13 protein-coding genes and 2 tRNA genes are annotated in these 17,079 nt (G+C 53.0%); 2 read left to right on the plus strand and 13 right to left on the minus strand.

The features are described from left to right. Positions 1-71: 71 nt before the first annotated feature. Positions 72-1,079, plus strand: a complete 1,008-nt coding sequence (locus C3432_RS24120; RefSeq protein ID WP_103779686.1) for a luciferase-like monooxygenase — start codon at positions 72-74, stop codon at positions 1,077-1,079. An 84-nt stretch (positions 1,080-1,163) separates the two neighbouring features. Here the strand turns inward: C3432_RS24120 and mtr are convergent, their stop codons facing one another. From mtr to C3432_RS24180, 12 genes are all read right to left on the minus strand, one after another. After that, complete coding sequence (mtr, locus tag C3432_RS24125) at positions 1,164-2,408, minus strand: tryptophan permease (RefSeq protein ID WP_103779688.1); 1,245 nt, start codon at positions 2,406-2,408, stop codon at positions 1,164-1,166. A gap of 154 nt (positions 2,409-2,562) precedes the next feature. Next, positions 2,563-4,476, minus strand: a complete 1,914-nt coding sequence (gene deaD, locus C3432_RS24130; protein WP_146050965.1) for an ATP-dependent RNA helicase DeaD — start codon at positions 4,474-4,476, stop codon at positions 2,563-2,565. Continuing rightward, on the minus strand, positions 4,469-4,549 hold the full coding sequence (yrbN, locus tag C3432_RS27570) for a protein YrbN (RefSeq protein WP_010723222.1): 81 nt from the start codon (positions 4,547-4,549) through the stop codon (positions 4,469-4,471). Before yrbN ends, deaD begins: the two co-directional genes overlap by 8 nt. Before the next feature lie 105 nt (positions 4,550-4,654). Next, positions 4,655-5,539 (minus strand): lipoprotein NlpI, encoded by an 885-nt coding sequence (gene nlpI / locus C3432_RS24135; protein WP_103779692.1) that lies wholly within the window; start codon positions 5,537-5,539, stop codon positions 4,655-4,657. Between the two features lie 108 nt (positions 5,540-5,647). Beyond that, positions 5,648-7,783 (minus strand): polyribonucleotide nucleotidyltransferase, encoded by a 2,136-nt coding sequence (pnp, locus tag C3432_RS24140; RefSeq protein WP_103779694.1) that lies wholly within the window; start codon positions 7,781-7,783, stop codon positions 5,648-5,650. Positions 7,784-8,027: 244 nt separating this feature from the next. Next, entirely contained in the window at positions 8,028-8,297 is a 270-nt protein-coding gene (rpsO, locus tag C3432_RS24150) for a 30S ribosomal protein S15 (RefSeq protein ID WP_073568473.1), read from the minus strand. A gap of 273 nt (positions 8,298-8,570) precedes the next feature. Next, the gene (truB, locus tag C3432_RS24155; protein ID WP_103779696.1) at positions 8,571-9,515 is read right to left on the minus strand and encodes a tRNA pseudouridine(55) synthase TruB; all 945 of its coding nucleotides are present in this window, start codon (positions 9,513-9,515) and stop codon (positions 8,571-8,573) included. Then, a complete protein-coding gene (rbfA, locus tag C3432_RS24160) occupies positions 9,515-9,916 on the minus strand; it encodes a 30S ribosome-binding factor RbfA (protein WP_001040201.1) in 402 nt (133 codons plus the stop codon). Before rbfA ends, truB begins: the two co-directional genes overlap by 1 nt. Before the next feature lie 212 nt (positions 9,917-10,128). Further along, positions 10,129-12,813, minus strand: coding sequence for a translation initiation factor IF-2 (infB, locus tag C3432_RS24165; RefSeq protein WP_103779698.1), 2,685 nt, complete (start codon positions 12,811-12,813; stop codon positions 10,129-10,131). Positions 12,814-12,837: 24 nt separating this feature from the next. Beyond that, entirely contained in the window at positions 12,838-14,325 is a 1,488-nt protein-coding gene (nusA, locus tag C3432_RS24170; RefSeq protein ID WP_103779700.1) for a transcription termination factor NusA, read from the minus strand. Between the two features lie 27 nt (positions 14,326-14,352). Beyond that, positions 14,353-14,805 carry a ribosome maturation factor RimP gene (rimP, locus tag C3432_RS24175; protein ID WP_146050966.1) on the minus strand — a complete coding sequence of 151 codons (453 nt, stop codon included), beginning with the start codon at positions 14,803-14,805 and terminating at the stop codon, positions 14,353-14,355. Between the two features lie 207 nt (positions 14,806-15,012). Then, positions 15,013-15,089, minus strand: a tRNA-Met gene (locus C3432_RS24180). Between the two features lie 347 nt (positions 15,090-15,436). Here C3432_RS24180 and argG point away from each other — a divergent pair. Next, positions 15,437-16,780: an argininosuccinate synthase gene (argG, locus tag C3432_RS24185; protein WP_103779704.1), complete on the plus strand. Its 1,344-nt coding sequence runs from the start codon at positions 15,437-15,439 to the stop codon at positions 16,778-16,780. Between the two features lie 209 nt (positions 16,781-16,989). On the opposite strand, the gene C3432_RS24190 is transcribed toward argG, so the two are convergent. Then, positions 16,990-17,076: transfer RNA gene (locus tag C3432_RS24190), tRNA-Leu, on the minus strand. Positions 17,077-17,079 lie beyond the last annotated feature (3 nt).

Here is a 17,079-nt window from a genome sequence, read left to right on the forward strand (position 1 = left end):
CACTTTGTTAACAACACTCGCTATTCTTTAATGCAGTATGACAAGATTAACGGGCAACAAAGTGAGCCATTATGACTGACAAAACCATTCCGTTCTCGGTGCTGGATCTGGCGCCGATTCCCGAAGGTACCTGCGCGAAAGAGGCCTTCTCGCACTCTCTGGATCTCGCTCGCCTCGCGGAAAAGCGGGGCTATCACCGCTACTGGCTGGCGGAACATCACAACATGACCGGTATTGCCAGCGCTGCGACCTCTGTGCTGATTGGCTATCTGGCTGCCAATACCACCACGCTGCATCTTGGTTCTGGCGGCGTTATGCTGCCCAACCATTCCCCGCTGGTGATCGCCGAGCAGTTTGGCACGCTGAACACGCTCTATCCGGGACGTATCGATCTGGGTTTAGGCCGCGCACCGGGCAGCGACCAGCGCACCATGATGGCGCTACGCCGTCACATGAGCGGTGATATCGATAATTTCCCACGCGACGTTGCAGAACTGGTGGACTGGTTCGATGCCACCGATCCCAATCCGCACGTGCGCCCGGTTCCGGGCTATGGCGAGAAAATCCCGGTATGGCTGTTAGGCTCCAGTCTCTATAGTGCGCAGCTGGCGGCCCAGTTCGGCCTGCCATTTGCCTTCGCCTCCCATTTTGCGCCGGACATGCTGCATCAGGCATTGCATCTGTATCGCACACAGTTCAGGCCGTCTGCGCGACTGGAAAAACCGTACGCGATGGTGTGCATCAACATCATTACCGCCGACAGTAACCGCGATGCGGAATTCCTGTTTACCTCCATGCAGCAGGCGTTTGTGAAACTGCGTCGAGGAGAAACAGGTCAGCTTCCGCCTCCGGTAGACAATATGCATCAGCTATGGTCTGCCTCCGAGCAGTACGGTGTGCAGCAAGCGCTGAGCATGTCCCTGGTGGGTGACAAAACAAAAGTTCGCCACGGACTGGAATCAATTCTGCGCGAGACGCAGGCGGATGAAATAATGGTTAACGGACAGATTTTCGATCATCAGGCGCGGCTGCATTCGTTTGACCTGGCGATGCAGGTCAGGGAGGAATTGCTGGGGTAGATATTTTGCCTGGTGGCGCTGCACTTACCGGGCCTACAGGATCGAGCAGGCCGGATAAGGCGTAGCCGCCATCCGGCTTTTTATTTACTGATACACCGGCAACAGGTTAAAGCTCGAAAGGATATGCACCAGCGCGTTACCCACGCCAAACACCAGAATCAGGACAATCATCGGCTTGCCACCCCAGACGCGGAATTTCGGGCTACCGAAGCGTTGGCGTGATTTACGTGCCAGTAGCGCCGGAACAATCGCCGCCCAGATCGTTGCCGCCAGCCCTGCGTAACCAATAGCGTAGAGGAATCCGTTCGGCCACAGCAGACCGCCCACAACCGGCGGTGTAAAGGTGAGTAGCGCGGTTTTAAAACGTCCCATTGCGGAATCATCAAAACCAAACAGATCCGCCAGATAATCAAACAGACCGAGCGTTACGCCGAGGAAAGAACTCGCCACCGCAAAGTTGGAGAATACCACCAACAGCAGATCCAGACTGCGACTGTTCAGCACACCGCTCAGCGCCTGCACCAGCACATCTATGTTACCGCCCTTCTGTGCAATACCGATAAACGCCGGGCGTGGGATATTACCCATCGTGCCCAATAACCAGACGGTGTACAGCACCAGCGCCAGCAGCGTACCGTAGATCAGGCACTTAACAATGGTACGCGGGTCCTTACCGTAATACTTCATCAGGCTTGGTACATTACCGTGATAGCCGAATGATGCCAGACAAAATGGCAGCGTCATCAGCAGATACGGCGTATATGACGCGTTGCTTTCCGCAACGTTGAACAACGTGGCAGGCTGGACATGCCCCAGCAGGCTACCGAAGGTCAGGAAGAAAGTAATCACTTTCGCCCCCAGCACAATCGCCGTCATCCGGCTGACCGCCTTCGTACTCAGCCACACCACAAACGCCACCAGTAAGGCAAACGCAAAACCTGCCGCTCTCGCAGGCACATTCAGTGACATTTCAGCAAAGGTATGATGCAGAATCGAACCGCTCGCAGAAATGTACGCATAGGTCAGGATATAGAGCACGAAGGCAATTGAAATACCGTTCACCACGTTCCAGCCCTTACCCAGCAGGTCTTTGGTGATGGTGTCGAAGCTGGCGCCAATCCGGTAGTTAAGGTTTGCTTCAAGAATCATTAGCCCGGAATGCAGCATGCAGAACCAGGTAAAGACCAGCGCCGCCATTGACCAGAAGAACCAGCTACCCGCCATAACCACCGGCAGGGAGAACATCCCCGCGCCAATAATGGTGCCGCCGATGATCACCACGCCGCCAAGCAGCGAAGGTGACGTTTGGGTGGTGGTTAGTGTTGCCATTCCGCCTTCTCTCCAGTCAATTATTTTGCTATCGCATTTTAATGTGTCGCACTGTACCAGTACACGAGTACAAAAGAAATAAAAAAAAGCCCCGATGAGTGTTATCGGGGCTGTATATTTTACTTTACGGTATTAAACCGTGATTTCGCATGGATTACGCATCACCACCGAAACGACGGCGACCAGCGGAATCATCGCGGCGTGGGGCAGAAGAATCATCACGGCGCGGGGCACGACCTTCACGACGTTCGCCGCTGAAACGACGACCATCACCACGGCCACCCTCGCGACGCTCACCGCCAAAACTACGACCGCCTTCACGACGCTCGCCGCCGAAGCTGCGACCACCGCCACGACGCTCACCACCGGTGTGTGGCTGTGCATCGCCGACCAGCTGCATGTTCATTGGCTTGTTCAGGATGCGAGTACGCGTAAAGTGCTGCAGTACTTCACCAGGCATACCTTTTGGCAGCTCAATGGTGGAGTGAGAAGCGAACAGTTTGATGTTACCGATGTAGCGGCTGCTGATATCGCCTTCGTTAGCAATCGCACCAACGATATGACGAACTTCAACACCATCATCACGACCCACTTCAATGCGGTACAGCTGCATATCGCCAACATCACGACGTTCACGACGCGGACGATCTTCACGGTCGCCACGCGGGCTACGATCGTTACGATCGCGCGGACCACGGTCATCACGATCGCGGGATTCGCGACGCGGGCGCATCGGCGCATCCGGCGGCAGGATCAGCGGACGTTCACCCTGGGCCATCTTCAGCAGAGCGGCTGCCAGCGTTTCCATATCCAGCTCTTCGTCTTCCGCAGTCGGCTGCAGATTCGCCAGCAGTGCACGGTACTGATCCAGATCGCTGCTTTCCAGCTGCTGCTGAACTTTCGCGGCAAATTTTTCCAGACGACGTTTGCCCAGCAGTTCTGCGTTCGGCAGTTCAACTTCCGGAATGGTCAGCTTCATGGTGCGTTCGATGTTACGCAGCAGACGACGCTCGCGGTTCTCAACGAACAGCAGTGCACGACCCGCACGGCCCGCACGACCGGTACGACCGATACGGTGAACGTAAGACTCAGAATCCATCGGGATGTCGTAGTTCACAACCAGGCTGATACGCTCAACGTCCAGACCACGGGCCGCAACGTCGGTAGCAATCAGGATATCCAGACGACCATCTTTCAGGCGCTCCAGGGTCTGCTCACGCAGCGCCTGGTTCATGTCGCCGTTCAGTGCGGCGCTGTTGTAACCGCTACGCTCCAGCGCTTCAGCCACTTCCAGGGTCGCGTTTTTGGTACGAACGAAGATAATCGCCGCATCAAAGTCTTCCGCTTCCAGGAAACGCACCAGCGCTTCGTTTTTACGCATACCCCAGACAGTCCAGTAGCTCTGGCTGATGTCCGGACGGGTCGTCACGCTGGACTGAATGCGTACTTCCTGCGGCTCTTTCATGAAGCGACGGGTAATACGACGAATGGCTTCCGGCATGGTGGCAGAGAACAGGGCGGTCTGATGACCTTCCGGGATCTGCGCCATGATGGTTTCAACGTCTTCGATGAAGCCCATACGCAGCATTTCATCGGCTTCGTCCAGAACCAGACCGCTCAGTTTAGAGAGATCCAGCGTGCCACGTTTTAAGTGATCAAGCAGACGTCCCGGCGTACCGACGACGATCTGCGGCCCCTGACGCAGGGCACGTAACTGCACGTCATAACGCTGGCCGCCGTACAGGGCAACCACGTTCACGCCGCGCATATGTTTAGAGAAATCCGTCATGGCTTCTGCTACCTGAACCGCCAGTTCGCGGGTCGGTGCCAGCACCAGAATCTGAGGTGCCTTCAGCTCGGGATCAAGATTTTGCAGCAGCGGTAAGGAGAATGCTGCAGTTTTGCCGCTACCTGTCTGGGCCATACCCAGAACATCGCGACCGCCCAGCAGATGCGGAATGCACTCTGCCTGGATTGGAGATGGTTTTTCGTAACCCAGATCGTTAAGGGCTTCAAGGATAGGAGCCTTCAGCCCCAGATCTGCAAAAGTGGTTTCGAATTCAGCCATGTAGTACGTGTGCCTCAAAATTAATGGCGGCCAGTCTACATAACTCATCATGAAATTGATCTGCAATTTTCATTGAAAAGTGTGAACCGGCTCAAAGTAGGTGTATTAACGAACAACAACGCCCTCACCCGCAAAGGTGATGGCAATCAAAAAGATTACGGGCTGATGTATTCGTCAGCTATTGCTGGTCCGATTCTGCCAGGTCATCTTGGTCCTGGCCCAGGAGCGATAATTCCAACAATGCATATCGGTGCTCAACAAAGTTATGAACGTTGTTAGCCACCGCCAGTTTGAACAGAGCCTTAGCGCTGTCCAAATCCCCCAGACTTAGGTAGTACTTACCTAAATAGAAGTTGGTTTCACTGAGATGCTCAGCGAGCGAGGTGTTATCCGTTGCGTCCGCCTTGAGCCTTTCCATCAGCGTTGATTCGCTAATGTTGCCCAGGTAGAACTCGACAATGTTCCATCCCCATTGCTCTTTATCCGATTTCTCGAAACGTTGCTTCAACGCTTCTTTAGCCTGCTTCTCATCGAGCTTCTGCTCAGCGAGATAAAGCCACAGACTGCGGAAAGGATCATTGGGATCGTCTTGATAAAACGCCAGCAGATCATCTTGCGCTAATTTATCGCGACCGCCGTAATACAATGCGATACCGCGATTCAGGTGCGCGTAGTTATAAGTTGGATCAAGCTCAAGTACAGAATCAAACGCTTCATAGGCAGCATCAAAATTGCCTGCCTGCGTTAAATAAATGCCTAAGTAATTGAATACTTCAGGCATATCTGGTCGGATTGCCAGCGCTTGTGAAAAATCATTTCGCGCTAATGCTCTCAAACCGAGACTATCATACAACACTCCGCGCTCATATAAAAGCTGTGCGCGTTCGTCATCGGTCAAAGCCCGACTGGCAAGAATTTGTTCCATACGTGCCAGAATCACTTCTTGCTGTAAAGTCGGTTGCAATGGTACCGCGAGGACTTCACTTTTACGCCAGGCAGTATTACTGCATCCTGCAAGCGTGAGTGCTGTCGCAACGAAACACCAGCGCAAAAAAGGCTTCATTTCCCACTCCCGAAGACAACGGTTGAATGAACGTCCTGTTCCCGGCAGCTCAACAAGGCATCCAGCCAGGTCAAAGGCCCTCCGCAACGCGGAGGGCAAATGGCAACCTTACTCGCCCTGCTCGCTCGCCGGAGCTTCCGGCGCAGCAGCTGGCTGAGACTGCTCAGTTGCTTCTTTAATGCTCAGACGTACGCGGCCCTGGCGATCAACTTCCAGAACTTTAACCGGTACTTCCTGCCCCATCTGCAGATAGTCAGTCACTTTCTCAACACGCTTGTCAGCAATCTGAGAAATATGAACCAGACCTTCTTTACCGCCGCCGATGGCAACAAACGCGCCAAAATCAACGATACGAGTCACTTTACCATTGTAAATACGGCCTACTTCGATTTCCGCGGTGATCTCTTCGATACGACGAATAGCGAATTTCGCTTTTTCACCGTCGGTCGCAGCGATCTTCACAGTACCGTCATCTTCGATTTCGATGGTAGTGCCGGTCTCTTCGGTCAGCGCACGGATAACAGAACCGCCCTTACCGATAACATCTTTGATTTTATCCGGATTGATCTTGATGGTGTGGATACGCGGAGCGAACTGAGAAATGTCGCCACGCGGCGCGTTAATCGCCTGTTCCATCACGCCCAGGATGTGCAGACGCGCACCTTTAGCCTGGTTCAGAGCAACCTGCATGATCTCTTTGGTGATACCTTCAATTTTGATATCCATCTGCAGTGCAGAGATACCGTCGCGGGAGCCCGCCACTTTGAAGTCCATATCGCCCAGGTGGTCTTCGTCGCCCAGAATGTCAGACAGAACAACAAAGTTGTCGCCTTCTTTCACCAGACCCATTGCGATGCCCGCAACGGCTGCTTTAATCGGCACGCCTGCGTCCATCAGCGCCAGGGAAGCGCCACATACGGAAGCCATAGAAGAAGAACCGTTGGATTCGGTGATTTCAGAAACCACGCGAACGGTATACGGGAATTTGTCCATTTCCGGCATAACCGCCAGGACACCGCGCTTCGCCAGACGACCGTGGCCGATTTCACGACGCTTCGGAGAACCGACCATGCCGGTTTCGCCTACAGAGTACGGAGGGAAGTTATAGTGGAACAGGAAGCTGTCAGTACGCTCGCCCATCAGTTCGTCAAGAACCTGCGCGTCGCGTGCAGTACCCAGCGTTGCGGTAACCAGCGCCTGAGTTTCACCACGGGTGAACAGCGCAGAACCGTGAGTACGCGGCAGTACGCCAGTACGCACATCCAGACCACGAATCATGTCTTTTTCACGACCATCGATGCGCGGCTCGCCTGCCAGTACGCGGCTACGTACAACGTTTTTCTCGATAGCGTGCAGGATTTCACCCAGCTCGTTAGCGTCCAGGGTTTCATCTTCTGCAACCAGCGTAGCGATGGTTTCAGATTTGATCACGTCAACCTGAGCATAACGCTCCTGCTTGTCGGTGATACGGTAAGCATCGCTCAGACGAGATTCTGCCAGCGCAGCCACACGAGCGTTCAGCGCTTCGTTTACGGCTTCCGGCTGCCAGTCCCAACGTGGTTTACCAGCTTCTTTCACCAGGTCGTTGATAGCCTGGATAACAACCTGCTGCTGTTCATGGCCGAATACGACCGCGCCCAGCATCTGATCTTCGCTCAGCAGTTCAGCTTCGGATTCAACCATCAGTACAGCGGCTTCGGTACCGGCAACAACCAGGTCCAGCTTGCTCTCTTTCAACTCGTCCTGAGTCGGGTTCAGTACGTACTGGTCATTGATATAACCAACACGTGCAGAACCAATCGGGCCGTTGAACGGAATACCAGACAGGGACAGCGCGGCGGAAGCACCAATCATCGCCACGATATCCGGGTTAACCTGTGGGTTAACGGAAACAACGGTCGCGATAACCTGAACTTCGTTCACGAAACCTTCCGGGAACAGCGGGCGAACCGGGCGGTCAATCAGACGCGCGATCAAGGTTTCGCCTTCGCTAGGGCGGCCTTCACGACGGAAGAAGCTACCCGGGATACGGCCAGCAGCGTAGGTACGCTCCTGATAGTTAACGGTTAGCGGGAAGAAATCCTGGCCCGGCTTCGCTTTTTTCTGGCCGACAACGGTAACAAATACCGCGGTGTCATCCATGCTAACCATAACTGCGGCAGTGGCCTGACGCGCCATCATGCCGGTTTCCAGCGTAACGGTATGCTGACCGTACTGGAATTTACGAACGATCGGATTAAGCAAAATAATATCCTTTCCAATTTTTGACAGCACTATATTGCGCTGTCGTTAATACCCGATCTTCTGCGCATCCTCGCGACTAATGACAACCCTAACCCACTCTATTGGGTAAAGCCTCTCATTAGCCGCGCGAACCTCTGCAACGGAAGATCATTCATAGCAACAATACATTAGTTTCCAGTGAATTGCTGCCATCCGCTTGAAAAAAGGGGCCATTAAGGCCCCCTTTTTCTGAAACTCGCAAGAATTAGCGACGCAGACCCAGACGCTCGATAAGCTGGGTGTAACGTGCAACATCTTTACGCTTCAGGTAGTCGAGCAGTTTACGACGCTGAGAAACCATGCGCAGCAGACCACGACGGCTGTGGTGATCTTTTTTGTGCTCTGCAAAGTGGCCCTGCAGGTGGTTAATCTGTGCAGTCAACAGAGCAACCTGAACATCGGTAGAACCGGTGTCGTTTGCATCACGACCAAACTCAGAAACGATTTTAGCTGTAGCTTCAGTACTTAGAGACATTTTAAAACTCCAAAGTATTAAGAATGAAAGGACGCCGATCTCTAATTCAGCGGTCCCAGTGTATACACTTTATCTTTCAAACTGCCTTTGTGTTGGCTGCGTCCGCTCACCTCAGTTACCTACTTGCGTAAGCTCCTGAGGATCATCAGACTTGCCGCCCTGATGCAGCCCGAATGATTTTGTGTACACGCCCGCAGATTGTTAAACAATTTACGCGACGTTAAGCGGCAGTATTCTACTCGCAGCGCTCCCTTATCGCAAGACGGAGCAGCGTTATGCAGGATACTCCACCACTAACCGGCGAGGCGCGACGCGACCTTCGTCGTCGATCTCCCCCATGCCGATAAATTTACCGTCATCACCTTCCGTAACACGTACCAGTCCATTAAGCGGTGCCCCTGTAGTTCGAACCGGGTTACCATTTTTAAAATAGACGGAGGAGGTTAACGGAATGTTGACTACCGGGTAGTCCGAAGCGGGACTGTCCATTGGCATCAGTAATGGATCGAGCAACTGCGCCGCCGCGACACCCTGCTGTTCAGCCTGATCAACCAGGCTTTGCAGATGCTCCAGCGTCACCATGCGATCAACCGGATATTTACTGACCGTCAGACGGCGCAGGTACGTCACGTGCGCGCCGCATCCCAGCTTTTCACCCAAGTCGTCAATGATGGTACGAATATAGGTGCCTTTCGAACAGTGAACTTCCAGCTCCAGCTCATTACCTTCGTGGCGAATAAACAGCAGTTCGTAGACGGTAATCGGACGTGCTTCCCGAGGAACTTCAATCCCCTGACGGGCATATTCATAGAGCTTCTTGCCCTGATACTTCAACGCCGAGTACATCGACGGGATCTGCTCGATATCGCCGCGGAAGGTCTCCAGCGCAGCCGCTAACTGCTCTGCGGTGAAGATTACCGGACGCTCCTGCACAATTTGTCCATCAGCATCAGAAGTGTCAGTACGCTGTCCCAGGCGGGCAATCACGCGATAGCGTTTGTCGGAATCCAACAGGTACTGCGAAAATTTTGTCGCTTCACCGAGGCAAATCGGCAGCATACCGGTCGCCAGCGGATCCAGCGCGCCAGTATGCCCTGCACGGTTGGCGTTGTAGATGCGCTTAACTTTTTGCAGCACGTCATTGCTGGACATACCCTGCGGCTTATCGAGCAGCAGGACGCCGTGAATGTCGCGGCCACGACGACGAGGACGACTCATCAGTCCTCCTTGCTGTCGTCCGGATTCACACGACGCTCTTCGTCATGCTTCACCACGTTAGTCACCAGGTTAGACATGCGCATCCCTTCAACCAGCGAGTTGTCGTAGAAGAAGGTCAGTTCCGGCACGATACGCAGGCGCATAGCTTTGCCCAGCAGAGAGCGGATAAAACCCGAAGCTTCCTGCAACGCTTTGATACCCGCTTTAACCGCGTCTTCATCTTTGTCGTTCAGGAAGGTGACATACACTTTGGCATAGGCCAGGTCACGGGACATCTCTACGCCAGAGACGGTCGTCATCATACCCAGACGCGGGTCTTTAATTTCGCGCTGCAGGATGATTGCGATCTCTTTTTGCATTTCCTGCGCCACGCGCTGCGGGCGACCAAATTCTTTCGCCATAATAAATTCTCCAGACAAAAAAGGGGCAATCAGCCCCTTTTGAAATTCATGCCGGGTGGCGCTTCGCTTACCCGGCCTACGCAAAACAATCTTCTCAGTATTCTGGGTTGCGACAAGGCGGCAAGGGCGTGAATCCCCGGTCACACAGATAACGATGTGACCGGGCTGAACGCACGTAGCCAACGCAGTGGCGGCCCGAAAGACGACGAAGATTACGCGATAGTACGTTGGATCTCGATAATCTCGAACACTTCGATCATATCGCCAACGCGAACGTCGTTGTAGTTCTTAACGCCGATACCACATTCCATACCATTACGGACTTCGTTAACGTCATCTTTGAAGCGGCGCAGTGATTCCAGCTCGCCTTCATAGATAACCACGTTGTCGCGCAGTACGCGGATTGGGTTGTGACGTTTAATCGTACCTTCAGTAACCATACAGCCCGCGATGGCACCGAATTTCGGCGATTTGAACACGTCACGAACTTCAGCCAGACCGATAATCTGCTGTTTCAGTTCCGGAGACAGCATACCGCTCATTGCCGCTTTCACTTCGTCGATCAGGTTATAGATGACGGAGTAGTAACGCAGATCCAGACTTTCCGCTTCAATCACTTTACGAGCAGAGGCATCGGCACGTACGTTGAAGCCAACCAGGATGGCGTTGGACGCCGCAGCCAGGGTCGCGTCGGTTTCGGTGATACCACCTACGCCAGAACCGATAATCTTCACTTTCACTTCGTCGGTAGACAGTTTCAGCAAGGAGTCGGAGATCGCTTCCACAGAACCCTGAACGTCAGCCTTCAGCACGATGTTCACTTCGTGAACTTCGCCTTCAGTCATATTGGCGAACATGTTCTCAAGTTTAGATTTCTGCTGACGAGCCAGTTTAACTTCGCGGAATTTGCCCTGACGGTACAGTGCAACTTCACGCGCTTTCTTCTCGTCACGAACCACGGTCACTTCGTCACCAGCCGCTGGCACGCCGGACAGACCCAGGATTTCCACCGGAATGGACGGACCTGCATCCAGAACTTCCTGACCCAGTTCGTTACGCATCGCACGAACGCGACCATATTCGAAGCCGCACAGAACGATATCGCCCTTATGCAGGGTACCTTCGCGAACCAGAACAGTCGCAACCGGACCACGACCTTTATCCAGGAAGGATTCGATTACCGCGCCGCTCGCCATACCATTACGTACCGCTTTCAGTTCAAGAACTTCAGCCTGCAGCAGGATTGCGTCCAGCAGTTCGTCAATACCGGTACCTGCTTTTGCAGATACGTGTACGAACTGGCTCTCACCGCCCCACTCTTCCGGCAGAATACCGTACTGGGACAGCTCGTTTTTAACGCGATCGGGATCCGCTTCCGGCTTGTCGATTTTGTTCACAGCAACCACGACCGGCACACCGGCCGCTTTCGCGTGCTGGATAGCTTCGATGGTCTGCGGCATCACACCGTCGTCTGCTGCAACAACCAGAACAACGATATCCGTTGCCTGCGCACCACGAGCACGCATAGAGGTAAACGCGGCGTGGCCTGGGGTATCCAGGAAGGTGATCATACCGTTGTCGGTTTCAACGTGGTACGCACCGATATGCTGGGTAATGCCGCCCGCTTCGCCAGAGGCTACTTTCGTTGAACGAATGTAATCCAGCAGAGAGGTTTTACCGTGGTCAACGTGACCCATAATAGTCACAACCGGTGCACGCGGTTCAGACGCTGCGCCTGTGTCACGGTCGCTCATTACCGCTTCTTCCAGCTCGTTTTCACGACGCAGGATAACTTTGTGGCCCATCTCTTCGGCAACCAGCTGTGCGGTTTCCTGGTCGATAACCTGGTTGATGGTCGCCATTGCGCCCAGTTTCATCATTGCTTTGATGACCTGAGAGCCTTTAACTGCCATCTTGTTTGCCAGATCGCCAACGGTGATGGTTTCGCCAATCACAACGTCGCGGTTAACAGCCTGAGCTGGCTTCTGGAAGCCCTGCTGCAGTGAAGAACCTTTACGCTGTTTGCCGCCTTTACCACCGCGAACCGCAGCACGCGCTTCTTCACGATCGGCTTTAGATTCCGCGTGTTTGTTGCCTTTTTTCGCCGGACGCGCCGCTTTCGCATTGCGACCACGGCCACGGCCGCCTTCAACTTCACGGTCGTTTTCGTCTTCGGCCTGGCGGGCGTGTTGAGACGTGGTAACGTGATAATCGCTGGTGTCTTCAGTAGGCTCAGCGTTATCGGTCCATTTGTTCTCTTCCGCCATGCGGCGAGCTTCTTCTGCTACACGACGGGCTTCGTCTTCAAGCTTGCGACGCGCTTCTTCTTCCGCTTTACGCTTCAGCTCTGCAGCTTCATTCTCACGGCGGGCTTTTTCGGCCTGGGCGGTTTTGGTCATATCGTCAGTTTGTTGATTGCTCACTTTGTCTTTTTCCGCAGCTTCACGTTTCGCTTTGTCAGCGGCTTCACGCTTAGCTTGTTCTGCGGCCTCACGTTCAGCTTTTTGTTGCGCCTCGCGTTTGGCTGTTTCTTCAGCCTCACGACGGGCTTGCTCTTCCGCTTCACGCTGCGCTTGCTCCTCCGCAGCGAGACGTTCTGCCTCTTGCGGGTCGCGTTTCACAAAGGTGCGTTTCTTGCGGACTTCGATTTGTACCGACTTACTTTTTCCACCGGTACCTGGAATGTTAAGCGTGCTGCGCGTTTTACGTTGCAGCGTCAATTTATCCGGGCCTGAACCATTTTCACGGTTCAGATGTGCCAGTAAGGTCTGTTTTTCTTGTGCGGACACAGAGTCATCAGCAGACTTCCGGATACCTGCATCAGCAAATTGCTGTACCAGGCGATCCACGGAGGTCTGTATCTCTGCGGCCAGCGCTTTTACGGTTACATCTGTCATGCTGTTCCTTCCTGCTACAGTTTATTACGCTTCGTCGCCAAACCAGCAAATATTACGGGCTGCCATAATCAGCTCACCGGCTTTTTCGTCGGTCAAGCCTTCGATATCGGCCAGCTCATCAATGCCCTGCTCGGCGAGATCTTCCAGCGTACAAACACCACGGGCAGCCAGTTTGAAAGCCATATCGCGATCTAATCCTTCCAGATTCAGCAGATCGTCAGCCGGTTTGTTATCACCGAGGCTTTCTTCCTGGGCCAGTGCGAGAGTGGTCAGAGCGTTTTTAGCACGCTCACGCAGTGCTTCAACGGTCGGTTCATCAAGGCCGTCGATTTCCAGCAGTTCTTTCATTGGCACGTAGGCCAGTTCTTCCAGCGTCGCAAAGCCTTCTTCAACCAGTATGGTTGCGAACTCTTCATCAATATCGAGATATTTGGTGAAGGTATCAATGGCTGCATGCGCTTCAGCCTGATGTTTAGCCTGGAGGTCATCAACGGTCATCACGTTGAGTTCCCAGCCGCTCAGTTGCGCAGCCAGACGGACGTTCTGACCATTACGTCCAATCGCCTGTGCCAGGTTACCAGCTTCAACAGCGATATCCATGGTGTGTTTATCTTCATCCACCACGATAGACGCGACGTCTGCTGGCGCCATCGCGTTGATCACAAACTGTGCCGGGTTATCATCCCACAGGACAATATCGATACGCTCGCCGCCCAGTTCAGTCGAAACGGCCTGAACGCGTGCGCCACGCATACCCACGCAAGCACCGACCGGGTCGATACGCTTGTCGTTAGTTTTGACTGCGATTTTCGCACGAGAGCCAGGATCGCGAGCCGCCGCTTTAATTTCAATCACTTCTTCGCCAATTTCTGGCACTTCAATGCGGAACAGTTCAATCAGCATTTCCGGTTTGGAACGGGTCACGAACAGCTGCGCACCACGTGCTTCCGGGCGAACGGAATAAAGAACGCCACGGATACGGTCACCAGGGCGGAAGTTTTCACGCGGCAGCATATCTTCACGCAGGATCACGGCTTCAGCATTGCTGCCCAGATCCAGGGAGATGTTGTCGCGGTTAACTTTCTTCACCACGCCGGTGATGATTTCACCTTCGTGTTCACGGAACTGATCGACAACCATCGCACGTTCGGCTTCACGTACTTTCTGAACGATAACCTGTTTTGCCGTCTGAGTGGTGATACGGTCAAAGGTGACAGATTCAATCTGATCTTCAACATAGTCACCAGGGTTCAGGCTTTCGTCTTCGAAACGTGCAGCTTCCAGAGTGATTTCTTTTGTCGGCAGAGTCACTTCTTCAACGATCAACCAGCGGCGGAACGTGTCGAAATCACCGCTTTTACGATCGATTTCTACACGAACGTCGATTTCTTGTTCATATTTTTTCTTTGTTGCTGTCGCCAGCGCACTTTCCAGCGCTTCAAAAATCTTCTCGCGAGGCAGCGCCTTTTCATTGGAGACGGCTTCAACAACAGCCAAAATTTCTTTGTTCATCGCGGGCTTTTCACCTCATCCAGACTGTTAAAAGTGGGGAACCAGGTTCGCCTTCTGGATATTACTCAGCGCGAACACTTCATCTTTACCTTCGACTGTGACAGTGATCATTTCACCATCCACCGCTTTGATAACGCCCTGCCATTTACGACGGTTCTGAACCGCCATACGGAGTACCAGCGACACTTCTTCCCCCAGGAAACGCGCATAGTGTTCAGCAGTGAACATTGGACGATCGAGACCCGGTGAGGAGACTTCCAGGTTGTAGGCCACGGTGATGGGATCTTCAACGTCCAGCACCGCGCTCACCTGGTGGCTCACATCAGCACAATCATCAACATTGATGCCATCTTCACTATCAATATAGATGCGCAGTGTGGATGTGCGACCACGAATAAATTCGATGCCGACCAGCTCATAACCTAAGGCTTCAACTGGCGCTGTAATCATCTCTGTTAATTTTTGCTCTAATGTGGACAAGCCCACCCCCAAGACATAAAAAAAGGGCTTAAAGCCCAGTTATTCTGTAGTCAGATAACAAAAAACCCCGATAAATCGGGGCTTTAGATAACTGAACCCTATAACCGCAACTGCGGTCTGGAGCACTTTCCGAAAGAATTTTTTTCAAATCCCGCTACGAAGGCCATAGTCTTCACAGTATATTTGAAAAAGAACTCTAAGGAAAAGTGGTTGCGGGGGCCGGATTTGAACCGACGACCTTCGGGTTATGAGCCCGACGAGCTACCAGGCTGCTCCACCCCGCGCCTGAAACGTGGCAAATTTTACGCGTTTTGGGTAAAAAATGCAAATACTGCTGGGATTTGGTACCGAGGACGGGACGTAAAATCTGCGCGTATTATATTGATCCAACGCTCATGCTGTCAAGGTCGAACCCAGTATGCAGTAGAATGAATATACGACTTGTTCCTGTCTCATGCCGTTGTTCCCTCGCCCAGGACACAACCTGCGCCGTTATTTTACGAAATTGTCACTAAACTCTTCCTGTCGTCCATAAAAGATGATTAAATGAAAACTCACTTATTTTGCATAAAAATGCACTGAGAGCAAAAAACCGATCTCACCATCAGTTACTTAAGCAGGGTTCTATTTTATGACGACGATTCTCAAGCATCTCCCGGTAGGTCAACGTATTGGTATCGCTTTTTCCGGCGGCCTGGACACCAGCGCTGCACTGCTGTGGATGCGACAAAAAGGAGCTGTCCCATATGCATATACTGCGAATCTGGGTCAGCCTGATGAGGAGGATTACGATTCAATTCCTCGTCGTGCGATGGAATACGGCGCAGAGAACGCTCGCCTGATTGATTGCCGCAAGCAGCTGGTTGCAGAGGGGATTGCTGCGATTCAGTGCGGGGCTTTCCATAATACAACCGGCGGATTAACTTATTTCAATACGACACCGTTGGGCCGTGCCGTTACCGGCACCATGCTGGTTGCGGCCATGAAAGAAGATGGCGTAAATATCTGGGGTGACGGCAGTACCTATAAAGGTAACGACATTGAGCGTTTCTATCGTTACGGTCTGCTGACCAACGCCGAACTGCAGATTTACAAACCATGGCTGGATACCGATTTTATCGATGAACTCGGCGGTCGCCATGAGATGTCCGAATTTATGATTGCCTGCGGCTTCGACTACAAAATGTCTGTCGAAAAAGCCTACTCCACCGACTCCAACATGCTGGGCGCGACCCACGAAGCAAAAGACCTCGAGTTTCTGAACTCCAGCGTCAAAATCGTCAACCCAATTATGGGCGTGAAATTCTGGGATGAGAGCGTGAAGATCCCGGCAGAAGAAGTCACTGTGCGTTTTGAGCAGGGTCATCCGGTTGCGCTGAACGGCAAAACATTCAGCGATGACGTCGGGATGATGCTGGAAGCCAACCGTATCGGCGGGCGTCACGGTCTGGGGATGAGCGACCAGATTGAAAACCGTATCATCGAAGCGAAAAGCCGTGGGATCTATGAAGCCCCTGGGATGGCGCTGCTGCATATCGCCTACGAGCGTCTGCTGACCGGTATTCATAACGAAGACACGATTGAGCAGTACCATGCTCATGGTCGTCAGTTAGGACGTCTGCTGTATCAGGGGCGCTGGTTCGACTCTCAGGCGCTGATGCTACGTGATAGTCTGCAACGTTGGGTGGCCAGTCAGATTACCGGTGAAGTTACGCTGGAGCTGCGTCGCGGTAACGACTACTCGATCCTGAACACAGTGTCTGACAACCTGACCTATAAGCCAGAACGTCTGACGATGGAGAAAGGCGACTCGGTATTCTCTCCGGACGATCGTATCGGTCAGCTGACTATGCGCAACCTGGATATCACCGATACCCGTGAGAAGCTGTTCGGTTATGCGCAGTCTGGCCTGCTGACCGCCTCTTCCACAACCGGCCTGCCGCAGGTTGAGAATCTGGAAAGCAAAGCGAAATAACGCTCATTGAAAATAACGAAAGCCGCGATAGCGGCTTTTTTTATGGACCGTTAACCCAATATGGGATCTGAGCTTTGTCAGTCTGATAAGGCAGTTACGCCGCCATCCGACATTTTGCGTAACGTACCTGATGGCGCTTCACTTATCAGTCAGCAATCCCCGAAATGCAGACGAAAAAAAGACGCTTTGCAGCGTCTTTTTTTGAAATTTGGTACCGAGGACGGGACTTGAACCCGTAAGCCCTATTGGGCACTACCACCTCAAGGTAGCGTGTCTACCAATTCCACCACCTCGGCACA

This window comes from Citrobacter amalonaticus, assembly GCF_002918555.1.
GTDB classification, from domain to species: Bacteria; Pseudomonadota; Gammaproteobacteria; order Enterobacterales; family Enterobacteriaceae; genus Citrobacter_C; species Citrobacter_C amalonaticus_A.